Consider the following 14,948-nt stretch of genomic DNA (forward strand, 5'->3'; position numbering starts at 1 on the left):
TAGTTTTGTAGATCGTTATAGTGAATAATCAATGCTATTTATGATTTATATTGATCGTTACCGTTCCCGAATTCGCACGACGAGTCTCTGAAAGGGAACCGCATATGAAACTTCATTACAAACCCGGAGCATGCTCAATGGCATCCCATATCATCCTGAACGAACTCGGCGGCTCGTTCGAACTCGACAAAACAGACACCGATGCGGGCACGACTGAAGCGGGCGAGGATTTCCGCAAAATCAGCCCGAACGGCTATGTTCCGGCTCTGATCACCGACGATGGTGAGATTATCACGGAAAATCCTGCCGTGCTGCAGTATCTGGCTGATCAGTCACCACATGCCGGGCTTGCACCGCCGAACGGTACGATGGAGCGCACTCGTCTTCAGGAAGCCCTCAATTTTGTATCGTCTGAGCTCCATACGTCCTTTGGTCCGTTTTTTTCGGGTAAGGAGCTTGACGGCGAAGCAAGGCAGAAGGCCGAGGCTGGCGTCAACCGCCGCGCCGCGCATATCGAACAGCGCCTTGACGATGGTCGCGCTTATCTCCTCGGGGACACATTCACTGTTGTGGACGCATATGCTTTTGTAGTGCTTAACTGGGCAGGTTTTGTCGGTATAAGTCTTGCCGCATATCCCAAAATTCAGGCTTATATGGCGAATATCGCGGCACGTCCTGCCTCGATCAAGGCGATGGTGGCAGAGGGCCTAATGGAGCAGTCAACATGACTGCATTTGCTGCAGTAGCCGGTGTGTTAGAGATCTATTTCGATGGTCTCTACCATGCCGACATTGACAGGCTGGCACACGCGTTTCACCCAAAAGCCATCTATGCAACGGCGGATGAAACGCCGATGCTATACCGTACAATGGAAGAGTATTTTCCGGTGGTGGCGAAACGCGTTTCCCCGGCTTCACGTGATGAAACGCGGCGCGACCTTATCGAGTCTATAGAGTTCGCAGGCGAGAATACTGCCTTTGCCCGTGTGCGCTGTTCCATCGGCTCGAAAGACTTTGTCGACTTGCTGACCCTTGTTCGAACCGATGGCGCATGGTCGATCATGGCCAAGATTTTCCAAATCACTGAACGCAAGACCTGAAAGAAACCGATATGCCCTATGTAAATATCAAGGTAACCCGCGAGGGTGTCACCAATGATCAGAAAGCTGCATTGATTAGCGGCGCTACCGACCTATTAGTCAGGGTTCTCGACAAGTCTCCGGCAACGACTTTCGTCGTCATCGACGAAGTGGACCTTGAGGATTGGGGGGTTGGTGGACTTCCGGTCACACAGTTCAGACGCGAAGTAGCGCAGCGAGAAAAATGACCCTTCGTACGCCTCTCTGCGACCTGTTCGGCATCGAGCATCCTGTTTTTCTTGCACCCATGGCGGGCGTTAGCGGCGGCGCTCTTGCCGCCGCAGTGAGTCGATCTGGTGGTCTGGGGTTGATCGGTGGAGGGTATGGCGACGCTGATTGGCTCGCTCGTGAGTTCGACGAAGCGGGCGATGCACGGATCGGAGTGGGCTTTATAACTTGGTCTCTGTCGCGCAAGCCGGAGTTGCTGGATCTGGTTCTCGACCGTGCGCCCGCCGTCCTGATGCTCTCATTTGGTGATGTCCAACCGTTTCTCCCAAAACTTAGGAACACACCGACGAAACTTATACTTCAAGTGCAGACGCTAGACCAAGCACGAGAAGCTTTGGACGCTGGCGTCGATGCCATTGTGGCACAGGGCACCGAGGCGGGCGGACACGGGGGTAGCAGAGCTACATTGCCTTTTGTTCCAGCGGTCGTCGATATCGCTAAGGGCATACCAGTCATAGCGGCAGGCGGGATCGCCGATGGGCGTGGTTTGGCTGCAGTTCTGGCTCTCGGAGCCTCGGGCGCATTATGCGGAACCGGCTTTTTCACCAGCAAAGAATCACTGGCTAGCGAGAATGCTAAGCAGGCCGCTCTACGTGGCACCGGTGACGATACCGAGCGCAGCTGCGTATTCGACCTAGTGCGTGGTCTCGATTGGCCAACCAACTGGAACATCCGTGCTATGCGCAATAACTTTACCCAGCGATGGAGCGAAGACATTCAGGGCCTCAGACAAAACCTTACCGAGGAACAAGCTCGTTTTGAAGCCGCCGGAGCTGAGGATGACACAGATATTGTTCCTGTGATTGTCGGCGAGGCTACTGATCTCATTCAGGCTATCGAACCAGCGCATGACACGCTTCACAGAATAGTTTCGCAGGCTGAAGATCATTTACGGCGCATCAACAGGTTTGTTGAGCGGGATAGCAAAGGATAGCGGTGATGAAGAAGATCAAGGGGTTCTGCCTATGCGGCGCCGTATCATTCGAAGTGGTCAATGCTTTCGAGAAATTGTTTCTGTGTAGCTGCGACCAGTGCCGCCAAATCACGGGATCGGCGTTTGCATCTAACCTGTTTGTGGCAATTGAAGCGTTCGAGTGGCTAGAAGGCGCGGACAATATTATCAGCTATCAGGTTCCGGGGCGCGATATTTCCAAGTCGTTCTGCCAGACATGTGGATCCGGTGTCCCTTGGGTGAACGGAGACGGCACGAAGATTGTCGTCCCGGCCGGATCGCTAAGCGCATCAGTAAATGTGGCCGAACGGCTCAGAATATTTGCGTCGGAGCAACCTGCATGGGCGTCTGAGCTGGAGCTTGTTTCTTCCCATCTTAGGTTCCCGTGAACCGAGAACGCAAAGCACATGAACGCCTCTTTGGGCATTGTTAGGGAAAAGTGCGTTTGAAGCAATATTCCAGGCTCGGTCGATGACCGAGAATGGCATTGCCAGCTCAGACTGGTAGCCTGTTCATGTAAACAAAAATGCCTGCCCACTTGCTCTCCTTCCCTGCTGTCGAAACACAATTTCCCTGATAAAGAGGATCAGGGAAACTATATGAGAACACGATGAATTCAGCGGTTTGTGGGGCGAAGAACAACAGATTCGTGACTAGATCGCTGGCGGTGAGAATAGTTCGTAGTAACGGGGGGTGGCCTGAGATCGCGGCTGAAGAGACGCTCAGAGAGATCAAAAGCAGCCCGATACTAGGCTGTTTTGGAGAGGCATCTCACATCCCTAAATTTGAGATCAACTCGTTTGAACGTAGATGCTGAGTGGTTGTCGATCGATACGTGGGAGGAACACACTTTCCCCTGACACCGCCCGACAATGCCCTTCGTGAAGATCAACGGCGCTGACGTCAGACATTTATAGGGTCTTCTTTGGCTGACCACCATAGGTCGTCATGACCTGAGTGTCGGAAAGTTCAGCGACTTTTGAATTTTTGCCTCTTATCAAATCTCTGAATGCGGCTGTGTAATATTTGAATGTGGCCATCCTCAAAAGGATAATCAGGCCTGTAAAGTCATAACGCGAACGCGGGACGACGCGGTGCGGCGCCCCAATCGTAGCGTCGAGATTTTCCACCTCATGCCACCACATGGTCGGATTGTAGAGGAGGTCGCCGGGCTGAAGTTCGACTTCGTACATATCGATCTTTTCGAACAAGGGGTATTGACCGGGGTCGTAATCCTTAGATGTGATGGGCGAAATGACGGCTGCCGACTCTCTTTGACGACCAAATGTCGGATACATAGCAAGACTGTTGCGTGGGTCGATCAGACGCCAGAGCTTTCGACCCTGGACCATGAGAAAATAATTGTCCGCCGGGGCAGCGTGGAAGTTTGATCCAGTCTTGGCCGCGCCGATAAAAAATTCATCCTTAATGATGTCGACCTGCGCGATCTTTTCGATTCGGGAGGTCTGAGTGTGTTCCGATAACTCAGGATAGGCCCCGAAAATTTCCGTTGCAGCTACCGTGTAGATGCTTTTCCCCGACTCAATATCTTCGATGACGTCCGCAAGCGGTCGGTGTGTCAGGGAACGGTAGATAGCCCCCGACTTCAGATTGGCATTGGGGTGTACAGGAACCATGGCGTTGCCGTAGTTCGAGCTTAAATTTTCGAGTGTCAAAAGGTCAGGATCGGCGAAGCCGCGAATGACGATCGGAAAGGTTTCGCGCCTCGACATCGACTTGATGATCGCGGCATCGAATGTGTCGGGTGTGAATTCTCGTACGGGTAAGACCCGCCCTTTGGGCAAGTCTCGCGCATTCGCGTGGAGGCGATCAAGGCATCGTTTTTCCCACTTGAGAAATAGGTTTTGCGTGTTAGCCAGATGACGACAAAGATAGATAAATCTGAGCGATAATGGAAATCTGATGAAGGCCTGTTGCGCCACTGTATTCAAGCCCACCAGTTAAGTGATTTAGACTGTCCAAGATCGGAGCATAAAACTTGCGAGTCGTAAATGCATGTTACCAATTTCTAGATTGGGATAGTGTTTTTTTTGGATTCCGCGTAGGGCAAGCCGACCTTTCCAAAGGGTCGGCAAGATTGCTGGATGACGCCTTGCAGTCTGCTCTGCGTGATGATGTGTCCCTGCTGGTCGTCCATGCCGACGAAGCGATCCGCGAAAAACTGCCCTATTCCATGCTCCTAGCCGACAAGCCCGTCACCTATGAAATCGATTACCGAAAGAATCATTTCTGGAAACGTCACATAGACAGCCCTGTCCGGGCCTATGCTGGCTTTGATAGCCGCGCGAAACTGGACAGGCTAGCCATGATGGCGGGGGAACATTCGCGTTATTATTTCGACACGCTATTTCCCAAGGCTGACGCGGACCGACTCTTTGTTACGTGGGTGGATCGCGCGCTGAATAATCCGGATCAGACGATTCACGTCGCGAGCGACCCGCTGGATGGGATTGTCGCAATGCTGATCTCGCGGGTTCTTCATATAGATGGCAGAACGGTCGGCAATCCGGCGTTGCTTTCCGTTGTCCCTGAATGGAGAGGCCGGAACTTCACACAACAATTCTGCAAGGCGTCGTGTGACTGGTTTCTGGAAAGAGACGTCACGTATGGACAGGTGGTGACTCAAAGCCGCAATCACGTGGCGCGCGCTATCTACGAGTCGCTCAACTGGACGCTAAGGTCGGAACGTTACTGCTATCATATCTGGTTGCGGCCCTTAGACCGACCACAGACTCGTGCGGCTAAATTTGAGGCGTACCCTGAGAAAGTCCGGTGAAATGAGGCCCTTTGGATTTTACGATGCAGGACGGTGGCGGACGAAATTTGAATGGAGAACATTCATCGCCTTAGTCACGATCCTCGTCGTGACAAATATTGGCTATCGTTGGTTAGCAATGCCACCGGAATACGAGTGGGGCCCCCTTTCATTTGTCATGAATCCGGAAACAGTCGACACTATTTCCTCCTATTGGGACACCAACTTCTGGCGACTTTTTCTGCCGATCGATATGGGCGGAAACCGCTATAGCTGGTCGCCAATCATGATCATTACAGCCACCTTCCTATGGAACACCTTCTCTCCGGCGACGGTTTATTTCATCTTCACAAGCCTGCATGTTGCGAGCTTTGCGACTGTGGCCTACACTTTTACTCGATCATTGCTTTTCACAGCTGTGCTGGGCTTCATGGTCAGCCTGTCGACCAGTCTGAATTACGGTATGGTCTACGGCATGGCCTCGACCATCCACTTGTTTTTAGCTTTTGCAGCGATCACGGCATTCGTTTCGATCCGGTATCTTACACACGCCTCGACCTCCTATAAATGGGTTGCCGGGCTTGTGCTCAGCTGGATCTTTCTGGCTTTGTGTTTCGAATTTTGGGTCAATCTGGCAATCCCGACCATTCTGTCGGCAATCCTGATCCATGTCTGGGCCCGCAGGACGGATCATGCCGACCTCAGAAAACGGTCGGCCATCGTGGCGCTTAGCGTGTTTGGCGTGTTGCTTGTCTATATCGCGGCGCGGCTCCAATTTGCCGGGCAGCATGTCATGCATGGACATGAAAACGAAATGGTCTTTAGCTATGATCATCTGCTCCTGGCGGTGGAGGATATGTTTATCAATTATCTGACCTATCTTCACATGGTGATCACATCGATCCTTCCTGGTTTTCTGTCCTTCTCTCCCAGCTACACCTATATCGGACCGGAGACGATCCTGGCGGGTCAGAATGGGTATCACAGCCTAAAAACCGATCTCGTCATTTTCAGCCACCTGACATCGTGGCGGTTTCTGGCTGGCGCCTATTGTGTCGGATTTCTGATGTTAAGCTATAGGATTCTGATCTCCGCTTTTTCGTCGCGGTCCGCGAATGCGCTCATCCCGTTGGTATTCGTCATCATAGTTCTTGCCGGCTTCGTGACTTATATTCCGATAAAGATGCGCCCCATGCATCTGACGGCGATGTTGGGCTACAAAGCGATCATATCGTCGAGCGGTTTCCTTATTCTCATAGCTTGGCTTTTCTACACAGCGCCAGCCTGGGCCAAATCCGAATTCATCCGCAAGGCCTTCATCATAGTTCTGCCGTGCTTCGTTGTTTTGGCGGCGTTCACACGTCCCGCCGTAGAGCGTGCCGGACTGGAAGCGGTCGGATTGGGCAGCGTCAGTGATCCGTTTTGGTGGCTTGGAGACCCGGCTCCAGAACCTGTGCAAGAACCTGCGTCAGGCCCGGCTCAAGAGCCCAATCCATGACGCGCGCGGCGCCCCGCCTCTGCCGGCTCTCGATCGTCTCGACACTATATAAATCGGAACATGGACTGCAGGAATTTCTGGACCGATGTCTGCGCCTGGGCAAAGCCTTTGGCGAAGCATTCGAGATCATTCTCGTCGATGACGGCAGTCCGGATCGGTCCGCCGACATCGTAAAGTCCTATATTCAGATCCACGATTCTATCACTCTGATCGTGCTGTCACGAAATTTCGGGCAACATCAAGCCGTTCGAACGGGTCTGGAACATGCATCGGGCGAGCTGGTGTTCGTTCTGGATTCCGACCTCGAGGAAGACCCGGATTGCTTTCAAGACCTGCACACGGCCATAACCCAGAATAACGCCGATCTGGCATACGGCGTTCGCGACATGAGCGGGACGGCCGCCCTGCGGAAGATCCCGTCCACGGCCTTCTACAAGCTGTTCAATTTCCTGTCCGCCCATCCGGTGGAACCAAACATGACGGCAGCTCGCCTCATGACACGTCCCTTCCTCGATGCTTTTTTGACGATGGAAGAACGATCGGCCTTTCTGCCCGGCCTATTCAGCTATACGGGTTTTACGCAGGTCACAGTCCCAATTGTGAAACCCGATAGCGCCACCACCTCGTACACACTGTTTCGCCGAACCTCATTGGCTGTGAAGGCGCTGACCTCGTTTTCTAGCCGACCTCTGCATTTCGTTCTTGCTATCGGGCTGTTGCTGTCGCTCGCCGTCCTGATTGCCGCTCTGGTCGTGTTGGTCACAGCCGTGGTGGAGAGACAATTGCCCACACTGTCCATGGCAATCCTTCTGTCGATCTGGGCCATCGGGGGTTTGCTGACGAGCACTATCGGCTTGGTCGGGCTCTATACGTCACGTATCTTTGACGAAATCAAGGCGCGTCCCAATACCATCATCCGGTCTGTGTACCGCAAGAATTCTGACTAGTGAGCACAAGCGAAGTCGGGCTGACCTTCACCGTCTATCTATGTGGATCGCCATGTAGGGATGGAACCGATCCGGAAGTGCCCTCCAGATCCTGTGCAGTCCCTTGGCCTGAACAAACCCGACAAGCGGACCTAGGATAGCGTGTCGATCGGCCAAGTGCCGGTCGGTTGCGAAACGGTCGAACATGCGGATCGTCGCGCTCCTGTCGAACGTCAGGTCGATCCCTTGTACGCGGGCGAACCGTCCGACCTCGGACGCCTTGATGAAGTTCAGCGAGTCCCACAGACCGTCGCACCGATGCTCCGCCTCGTATCGAGCTATGCTCCGCCCGAACAGCCGCCGGGTTGCAGTGGTCGATCCCAAGATCGGAATGCCGAAATGGGATTCGTAGGGGATGTTGTAATTCGGACATAGAATGATGGCCCTGCCCCCCGTCTTCAGCAGTGAGAGCGTCTTCAGCACCCCCGACCTCCAATCGTCCAGATGTTCGAATGTATTCAGCGACCAGATAAAATCGAACCCCTCTTCCGGCTCGAAGTCATAGAGGGTCGTGCGCTCGATCGACATGTTCGAAAGGCCCTGACGGCCGACAGCGTCTAGAATGGGTTCGCTGAGGGAAAAGGTCTGGGACAGGGGTTCGAGAGCCGTGATGGACGCGACCCTGCTCGCGGCCATGGCGGACAAAAGGCACGACCCTGCCCCGATTTCCAGACAGCGATCATTGGGCTTTACATACGGGCTAACCTCGTCCCAACCGAAGCGCGCTTCGGCTTCTAGAACATCGAGAACGGAAGTCGAGACCGCTTCGGTACGCGTCAACGCATCCAATGTGTCACGCAATGCACCCGGAAGACTGTCACAAAGGACGGAAGGAAAAGCGGAGCCTATGGTGTACCTCAGGGTGACGACATCAACGAACGGGCGAACATAACGGCCTTTCGATTACCGCGTCGCGCGCGTCAGTCCAGAACATTGCGGGCCAGGCGAAACTTCGTAGCTCAACTTAATAAATTCAGCCCTCGATTGCAATCAACTCGTCGGGCAAGGATGCTAGCGTGCCGGAAAGGGCTTACCTGTTTTCCGCCTTGATTCGACCTGGCTTGGCCTGCTCTGAGACGCGGGCGATCCTGCAACGAAGAAAGAACCGCTGTGAACCGAGTGGGTGACAATGTTAGTTACTACCTGACACCCCGCCGATATGCGGGTTCCGAACCCACGCTCTACGACATGAAGGGCTCTCGGACTGAGGCGCTGCTCAAGGACAATTTCGGCGCGATCCGCGAGGAAATCCTGCGCGAGTATGCAAGCCAATATGAGAGCTTCACCCTTGCCTATGGTAACGACGTGAAGGGGTTTACGGGATGGAAATCTCGTACGCTCGTGCTGTTTCGACTGAACAACCGGAAGAACATCGCCGACTTCCCCGTGCTGTACGCCGTGCTGAAAAAGATACCGCGCCTGGTTTTGGCGACGATTTCAGTTCTGGAACCCGATAGCGACATTCCCGGACATTACGGCGATACAGACGGTGTCATCCGGCATCATTTTGCCATCAAAGTCCCGTCCGGTTCGGACGATCTGGGCATGAAGGTTGGATGGGACAGGTTTTCCTGGACGGAAGGGGAGCTGGTCGCCTTCAACGCCATCCATCGCCATTGCGTCTGGAACAGAACGAAAGAGGTCAGGATTGTCGTGATCTTCGACACTGTCAGAAACAATATCGCCGACACGGACGCCCAGGTGGCCAGTCGTACTTTTGCCTCCTTGCTGACGAAATACGCCGCCCAGAAAGCGCCTTGGCTCAAAAACTGTCCGGACCCGGTCGTGTTGACGACCCACCGCCTGCTATCCGTCGGCATTCGAGCCGCCATCGGGGTTAAACGCGGCTTTGACAGGGTGTTTTGACAAACCCTCAAAAAAAGATGTTCGGTTCAGGCTAGGACAGGTCCCTCTTCAGTGCCAACCACCTGGCAAGAGACCCCGATAAATCGTCTTTACATACGAAAGGTGCGCCGGGATAATCAGGCGTAGAGTCGACCCTGCAAAGGTGACGATGATCGCATCGCATAGCGCAGGATTCATCAGTATTCATGTCACACCACCCCCGTATTCCGAATGCGCCGATACCGTTCAACCGTCCCTCGGTCGGACATGAGGAGCTGGCGTCGATCCAGTCGGCGATCGAATCCGGGCGCATTTCAGGGTCGGGACCCAACACACAGGTGTGCGAGAGCTGGCTGCAGGATCGGATGGGTACCGCCCGGGCTTTGCTGACGCATTCCTGTTCCGGCGCATTGGAGATGGTCGGCATCCTACTTGACCTCGGTGCAGGCGATGAAGTCATCATGCCGTCCTATACTTTCGTATCGACGGCCAATTCGGTCGCCTTGCGGGGTGCGACGCCTGTATTCTGCGACATCCGAGTTGACACGCTGAACATCGACGAAACGAAGATCGAAGCCCTGATCACGGCGCGGACCCGCGCTATCTGCGTCGTTCACTATGCAGGGGTTTCCTGCGAAATGGATACGATCTTGGCGATCGCAGACCGTCACGATCTGATCGTCATAGAAGACAGCGCGCAGGGCTATCTCGCGACCTATAAAGGACGACCGCTCGGTACAATGGGGCAGTTCGGGACGATCAGCTTCCATGCCACTAAGAACATATCCTGTGGTCAAGGCGGAGCCCTGCTGATGAACGACCCTGACTATATCGAAAGGGCACAAATGGTTTTGGAAAAGGGAACGAACCAGCGCGATTTCGAACGGGGTTCGATCGATCATTATACATGGTGCAACACCGGCTCGTCCTTTCTGCTGGGCGAGCTGGCAGCGGCCTGTCTTAAGGTGCAACTCCAGCGCGCCGCCGCACTGACGACCGACAGAATTGCCAAATGGAAGTATTATCATCAGTCCCTAAAAGCGCTTTCCGAGACAGGTCGGATCAGGCGGCCCGTCGTCCCGCCCCAGTGCGTGCACAATGGCCACATCTACCATGTTCTGATCGACCTCACACACAAACGGGACCAAGTTCTATCCGCGCTCAATGCGAAGGGCATTGAGGCCTCGTTTCATTTCGTTCCGCTCCACACCTCGCCGTTCGGGAAACAGGTGGGGCAGACGCGAAGCCGAATGAATGTGACCACAGATGTCGCAGCACGCATCATCCGCCTGCCCATGCATCATGATCTCTCGCTCCAGCAAATTGAATATATTTCCGAAACTCTGACGAATATCGTTGAAAGTTATTAGCCAACACCGAATTATAAACTGCGTCTGTGGCTTCACGAGACCCTCGAATTTAGGCCAAGACCAACTCACGCCTCAATTTACAATCATTTCAACAATCAAAGGCACTTCGAAAGCCGAGCTCGTTTCAAAGCCATTCGTGATGCATCACTCATGAAGTGGCGCCAACTCGTCGCCGTCTGAAACCATACTCGGTTCGAAATCAGGCTGTAAGCAATTCAGCTGACAACCCCAGGCTATACATAGATCTATAAACTGAACGGTGGGATTCCTCGCAAGGATAGATAAAGTGCGCGCATGCATGGGAGTAATGTGTTTTGATTTATCGCCGATTGACGCCTCTCCAACAGCTTTGGTTTGGGGTTCTGTCTTTCCCAATCTCGCTGGGAGTCGTCTCAGTTCTCACCTTTGCGCCGACTTACTATGCGATAGATTTAGGGATCGGCTTGACAGCTACAGGGCTAATATTCGCGGCCGGTCGGGTCATTGATGTTGTTACCGATCCCCTCATTGGTCACTTGAGTGATGAAACGCGGTCGCCAGTAGGCAAGCGATTGCCATGGATGATAATTGGCGCCATTATTCTGTGCCCAACGCTATATTGTGTGATGGTCCCAGCGGGAGACCCGTCTCTAATAGCGCTTGCCGCGCTCGTAGCTATATTCTTCACCGGCTTGACCCTCATTGATTTGCCTTATTCCGCTGTCGGTCTTGAGATATCTCCGTTCATCCACGAGCGCACAATGCTGGCTTCTGTCAAGGCGGCTTTCCAAATCATCGGGGCACTCACGGCTTCAATGCTAATTTTATTTTTTGCTAGCGATCAGGCGCTTGCACTTGAGATGACGGCCATCATCGTCATTATTTTCGTCGCCGTGGGATTGATCTGTTTCTGGAGGTTGACGCCCTATAAAAATCAGCAGGAAGCTAGTTTCACTCTAAAACTGTCAAGCGGCTTTTCACCTATAGTGTCGCTGAGGAAAATCGGCAGGAATACAGATTATAAACGGTTGCTATTGGCCTTCGGTCTGGCGCAGGCGGGCTCAGCAATGTCAGTTGGGCTAACGGCTTTACTCGTCTTGAAACAAATTGAGGCGCCTGAGCTAACCGGCGCTTTCATTGGAATTCTTCTCATTTTCACGGCGCTGGCTTTGCCTTTTTGGACCTATCTTTCCAAGCGGATCGGGAAAGCAGAAAGCTGGAAGTTGGGCCTCATGATTGGCTCCGGCTTGATGTTGATGTCATTTTTGTTCGTTGGAGGAAATATCTTTCTATTTGGCGCATTCTGCGCGCTTTACGGATTTGTGATCGCGGGTGATGTCATCCTCCCGACGACTATGCTGGCAGACATCGTCTCCGATAAACCAGATGAGAGGGTTCATAATCAGGCCGGGGCGATGCTTGGTTTTAAGAATGCCGTGTCAAAACTTGGCTTCGTTATACCCATGCTTTTTGCCTTTCCCATTCTCGGCGCACTCGGTGTTGAAGAAGCCGAGACGCTAAACCAGGTTCAGACAATTGCTATACTGATGCTTTATGGCTTTGTTCCTGCCTTGTTGAGAATAGCAGCATGGTGGGCCCTGCAATCCGCTTCATCGGCAAAGCGGTCTGATCGGCTATCGTGATCGATCTTTCCGCAATCCGTCTGGAGCAGGCAAAATATCTCAAAGGAGATGCCCGTCAGTCCGCGCTGACGGTTAGCGGGATCATCCTATATGTCTCGGTACTTTTACTGGCGGGGCAAAGATATGAATTGATGGCTCTTTGGATTGTGTCAGCGATGAGCATGATCGTGGTCACCTTGCTTTATGCACGCTTTGCAGCCCCGGAAGGGGTCACATCAAATAATTATCAAGCTTATCTAAAGTGGCATACGGTCATCACATTCTGCACGGGCGTCGTGTGGGGAATAAATTCACTTCTCGTGGCCGATTATGAGTCGCTCTATAGTATCTTTATTGCGGTTACGATTGCGACCTCGATCACGGTCGGCGGGATGTTTCCGGGCAATTCATATCGCCCAGCCTATATCGCGCTGGCAATCCCTACAATCCTACTTCTTGCAGCTTATATCACTATCACGGCACCACTTCCGATCCGCTATTTCGGGATGGGCTTGCTACTCTATTTTGCGTTTGCCTTGCTCAGTAGTGCGAAAGCAGAATTGGCCACACGGGATTGGATTATCTCTAAGACACAACAGAAACTGGCCGACTCGGTTGTTGCCTACAATGCTGAAGTCAAAGAGGTTTTTGACTCAAAAACACGGTTTCTGACAACGGCCAGTCATGATCTGTCTCAGCCCCTTCACGCTCAAGGCCATTATATTGAAGCCTTGCGGCAAACAGCGAAGTCGCCCGAGCAGAATGAACTGATTGAAAAAATTGCGCTGACCTGGCGGGCCCAGAAAGAAATGCTCGGTGATCTCGTCGACATGTTGCGACTAGATGGCGGAATGATCCAGCCTCGATTTTCGACTTTCGACATAGCCGTTATATTGCAAGAGCTCGCGAACCAGATTGCTCTGGAAGCAAAACGCAAAGACGTCGAAATAATTTCATATTTACCCGCGTCATTGATGATGTGTTCTGATCCAATATTCCTGAGACGGATCGTTTCGAACGCAATGACCAATGCAATTAATCATGCGGCTGGCGGCCACGAAATCGAATTACATTTAGAAAGAGCGGGCGATAATGTTTACATCGCGGTGAAAGACCGCGGGCCGGGCTTCCATGTCGAAGGGAATGTGCTCACAGCTCCGATCGAGCTTCGCCGGGACGGCGTTGGGCTGACGAGTATCGAAAACATGTCGAAATTGATTGCGGCCCAACCGTCCCTGTCGAATAGAACAGATGGGGCTGGCTCGATCTTTTCATTGATCGTTCCGCTGGATCATGAGGCGGGCGGAACTGAACTGAAAGACTTATCTGCGTCCTCTGTCCTAGTCATCGATGATGATCATAATATTCTGGACGCTATCACGGTGATGTTCACCCAATGGGGTGTGCTGACGTTAAGCGCCAATAGCGTCGAGGATGGGCTGTCGATATTAACGAGCACTCAAATGCCGATTGACCTTTTGATTGTCGATAATCGTTTGGCCAACGACATGGATGCCCCAAAAGCAATTGCGACTATTCGTGCTGCAACGCGGCAAGATCTGCCAGCGGTTGTGGTTAGTGGCGATGTTTACGCCCCGGCGAAGCTGTCTAGTTTGAAGGGTGTGAGCATTCTGCCCAAACCCGTCGATGCCCGTGATTTCAGACAATATTTCGAACGCTAGAGAATGCCGTAAAGCTGAGCTTTCTGAACGCAGGCCGTGCGACGGGAAACACCCATCGCCTCATAGATATGCTTGATATGCGTCTTTACTGTATTGGGTGAAATGGACAGTCGATCTGATATTTCTTGATTAGACGCCCCATTAGCTAAGGCGCGTAAGACTTCGAGCTGGCGTCCGGTCAGATTATTGATGGCCTCCAATTCGCCTTGATCATAGGGCTGTTCTGCCACTTCCGTCAGAATTTCATCTTCGTCAGGGAAATGGTCTCCGCCTGCGATTATTGTATTGATGATGCCTTCAAAAGTCGCAGGGTTTGCCGATTTATGCAGGAATCCTTTCGCGCCCAACGATATCATCTGCGCAATGGGCGGATCCATGGCGATGCCGGACATAAGAAGGACGGGCGTCGGGTCACGGCGAGATTGCAATGCCCCTAGAAAGGCCAAACCGTTCATGCCGTCCATAATAAGATCACATAGGATGAGATCAAAGGTCTCGCCCGCGTTTATTTGATCCAGAATGTGGGTGGGGGAAGTCGCGCTAATGACTTCAAACGTGCTGGACATACTGGCCAGCGTCTTCTCTAGCCCGTCCAAAATCAGAGTGTGGTCATCAATCAGACCAATTCTGCGTGGGCGGGACGGGGAAGTCATGAAAATGGGACTCTCATTTAACGTGTTTGGACCTCTTGCTTACGAAACAGATCTACGCCCGGTTTCTTTGATTGAAGTCCACCGGGCTGTATCCTGGTTTCTCTGCCTTCCTTAACCATTTTTCCGAATAAAAACAGCCGGATCGCGCCTAAAATCACCCGTTCGGGTGATTGTCGGTGGTTGGGCTTTCTGTCACTTCCCGTAGTTCTGCGCATGATC

At 52.8% G+C, this 14,948-nt stretch carries 15 protein-coding genes; 12 read left to right on the plus strand and 3 right to left on the minus strand.

The annotated features are described in order from the left end of the window. The first annotated feature begins 104 nt into the window (after positions 1–104). The 5 genes from QQL54_RS10670 to QQL54_RS10690 are packed head-to-tail and all read left to right on the plus strand — an operon-like array spanning position 105 to position 2,707. Positions 105–728: a glutathione binding-like protein gene (locus QQL54_RS10670; RefSeq protein ID WP_348520732.1), complete on the plus strand. Its 624-nt coding sequence runs from the start codon at positions 105–107 to the stop codon at positions 726–728. Continuing rightward, positions 725–1,099, plus strand: coding sequence for a nuclear transport factor 2 family protein (locus QQL54_RS10675; protein WP_284390476.1), 375 nt, complete (start codon positions 725–727; stop codon positions 1,097–1,099). The genes QQL54_RS10670 and QQL54_RS10675 overlap by 4 nt, the downstream gene beginning before the upstream one ends. Positions 1,100–1,110: 11 nt before the next feature. Beyond that, the gene (locus QQL54_RS10680) at positions 1,111–1,326 is read left to right on the plus strand and encodes a tautomerase family protein (protein ID WP_284390478.1); all 216 of its coding nucleotides are present in this window, start codon (positions 1,111–1,113) and stop codon (positions 1,324–1,326) included. After that, complete coding sequence (locus tag QQL54_RS10685) at positions 1,323–2,300, plus strand: NAD(P)H-dependent flavin oxidoreductase (protein ID WP_284390480.1); 978 nt, start codon at positions 1,323–1,325, stop codon at positions 2,298–2,300. The genes QQL54_RS10680 and QQL54_RS10685 overlap by 4 nt, the downstream gene beginning before the upstream one ends. 5 nt (positions 2,301–2,305) lie before the next feature. Further along, positions 2,306–2,707, plus strand: a complete 402-nt coding sequence (locus QQL54_RS10690; RefSeq protein ID WP_284390482.1) for a GFA family protein — start codon at positions 2,306–2,308, stop codon at positions 2,705–2,707. 522 nt (positions 2,708–3,229) lie between these two features. On the opposite strand, the gene QQL54_RS10695 is transcribed toward QQL54_RS10690, so the two are convergent. After that, on the minus strand, positions 3,230–4,276 hold the full coding sequence (locus QQL54_RS10695) for a cupin-like domain-containing protein (protein ID WP_284390484.1): 1,047 nt from the start codon (positions 4,274–4,276) through the stop codon (positions 3,230–3,232). A 140-nt stretch (positions 4,277–4,416) separates the two neighbouring features. Between QQL54_RS10695 and QQL54_RS10700 the strand changes: the two genes are divergently transcribed. The 3 genes from QQL54_RS10700 to QQL54_RS10710 all read left to right on the plus strand — a co-directional run bounded on the left by QQL54_RS10700 (position 4,417) and on the right by QQL54_RS10710 (position 7,539). After that, positions 4,417–5,115 carry a hypothetical protein gene (locus QQL54_RS10700; RefSeq protein WP_284390486.1) on the plus strand — a complete coding sequence of 233 codons (699 nt, stop codon included), beginning with the start codon at positions 4,417–4,419 and terminating at the stop codon, positions 5,113–5,115. A gap of 157 nt (positions 5,116–5,272) precedes the next feature. Continuing rightward, positions 5,273–6,592 (plus strand): hypothetical protein, encoded by a 1,320-nt coding sequence (locus QQL54_RS10705; RefSeq protein ID WP_284390488.1) that lies wholly within the window; start codon positions 5,273–5,275, stop codon positions 6,590–6,592. Then, positions 6,589–7,539: a glycosyltransferase family 2 protein gene (locus QQL54_RS10710; protein WP_284390490.1), complete on the plus strand. Its 951-nt coding sequence runs from the start codon at positions 6,589–6,591 to the stop codon at positions 7,537–7,539. The genes QQL54_RS10705 and QQL54_RS10710 overlap by 4 nt, the downstream gene beginning before the upstream one ends. Before the next feature lie 27 nt (positions 7,540–7,566). Here the strand turns inward: QQL54_RS10710 and QQL54_RS10715 are convergent, their stop codons facing one another. Next, on the minus strand, positions 7,567–8,367 hold the full coding sequence (locus QQL54_RS10715) for a class I SAM-dependent methyltransferase (protein WP_284390492.1): 801 nt from the start codon (positions 8,365–8,367) through the stop codon (positions 7,567–7,569). A 321-nt stretch (positions 8,368–8,688) separates the two neighbouring features. On the opposite strand from QQL54_RS10715, the gene QQL54_RS10720 reads away from it, so the two are divergent. From QQL54_RS10720 to QQL54_RS10735, 4 genes are all read left to right on the plus strand, one after another. Beyond that, the gene (locus QQL54_RS10720; protein ID WP_284390494.1) at positions 8,689–9,444 is read left to right on the plus strand and encodes an aspartyl/asparaginyl beta-hydroxylase domain-containing protein; all 756 of its coding nucleotides are present in this window, start codon (positions 8,689–8,691) and stop codon (positions 9,442–9,444) included. A 185-nt stretch (positions 9,445–9,629) separates the two neighbouring features. Further along, complete coding sequence (gene rffA, locus QQL54_RS10725; protein WP_284390497.1) at positions 9,630–10,793, plus strand: dTDP-4-amino-4,6-dideoxygalactose transaminase; 1,164 nt, start codon at positions 9,630–9,632, stop codon at positions 10,791–10,793. Positions 10,794–11,107: 314 nt separating this feature from the next. Beyond that, the gene (locus QQL54_RS10730; protein ID WP_284390498.1) at positions 11,108–12,415 is read left to right on the plus strand and encodes an MFS transporter; all 1,308 of its coding nucleotides are present in this window, start codon (positions 11,108–11,110) and stop codon (positions 12,413–12,415) included. Continuing rightward, the gene (locus QQL54_RS10735) at positions 12,412–14,076 is read left to right on the plus strand and encodes a hybrid sensor histidine kinase/response regulator (RefSeq protein WP_284390499.1); all 1,665 of its coding nucleotides are present in this window, start codon (positions 12,412–12,414) and stop codon (positions 14,074–14,076) included. The genes QQL54_RS10730 and QQL54_RS10735 overlap by 4 nt, the downstream gene beginning before the upstream one ends. Here QQL54_RS10735 and QQL54_RS10740 read toward each other — a convergent pair. Then, on the minus strand, positions 14,073–14,729 hold the full coding sequence (locus QQL54_RS10740) for a response regulator transcription factor (RefSeq protein ID WP_284390501.1): 657 nt from the start codon (positions 14,727–14,729) through the stop codon (positions 14,073–14,075). The two genes, QQL54_RS10735 and QQL54_RS10740, sit on opposite strands and share 4 nt — an antisense overlap. Positions 14,730–14,948: the final 219 nt, after the last annotated feature.

The organism is Algimonas ampicilliniresistens, assembly GCF_030159955.1.
GTDB lineage: Bacteria > Pseudomonadota > Alphaproteobacteria > Caulobacterales > Maricaulaceae > Litorimonas > Litorimonas ampicilliniresistens.

Bases quoted from the DNA above. Each gene is read 5' to 3' on its own strand.
- QQL54_RS10685 (WP_284390480.1), top strand. From the start codon at position 1,323: ATGACCCTTCGTACGCCTCTCTGCGACCTGTTCGGCATCGAGCATCCT.
- QQL54_RS10690 (WP_284390482.1), top strand. From the start codon at position 2,306: ATGAAGAAGATCAAGGGGTTCTGCCTATGCGGCGCCGTATCATTCGAA.
- QQL54_RS10675 (WP_284390476.1), top strand. From the start codon at position 725: ATGACTGCATTTGCTGCAGTAGCCGGTGTGTTAGAGATCTATTTCGAT.
- rffA (WP_284390497.1), top strand. From the start codon at position 9,630: ATGTCACACCACCCCCGTATTCCGAATGCGCCGATACCGTTCAACCGT.
- QQL54_RS10705 (WP_284390488.1), top strand. From the start codon at position 5,273: ATGAATCCGGAAACAGTCGACACTATTTCCTCCTATTGGGACACCAAC.
- QQL54_RS10670 (WP_348520732.1), top strand. From the start codon at position 105: ATGAAACTTCATTACAAACCCGGAGCATGCTCAATGGCATCCCATATC.
- QQL54_RS10740 (WP_284390501.1), bottom strand. From the start codon at position 14,729: ATGACTTCCCCGTCCCGCCCACGCAGAATTGGTCTGATTGATGACCAC.
- QQL54_RS10680 (WP_284390478.1), top strand. From the start codon at position 1,111: ATGCCCTATGTAAATATCAAGGTAACCCGCGAGGGTGTCACCAATGAT.
- QQL54_RS10710 (WP_284390490.1), top strand. From the start codon at position 6,589: ATGACGCGCGCGGCGCCCCGCCTCTGCCGGCTCTCGATCGTCTCGACA.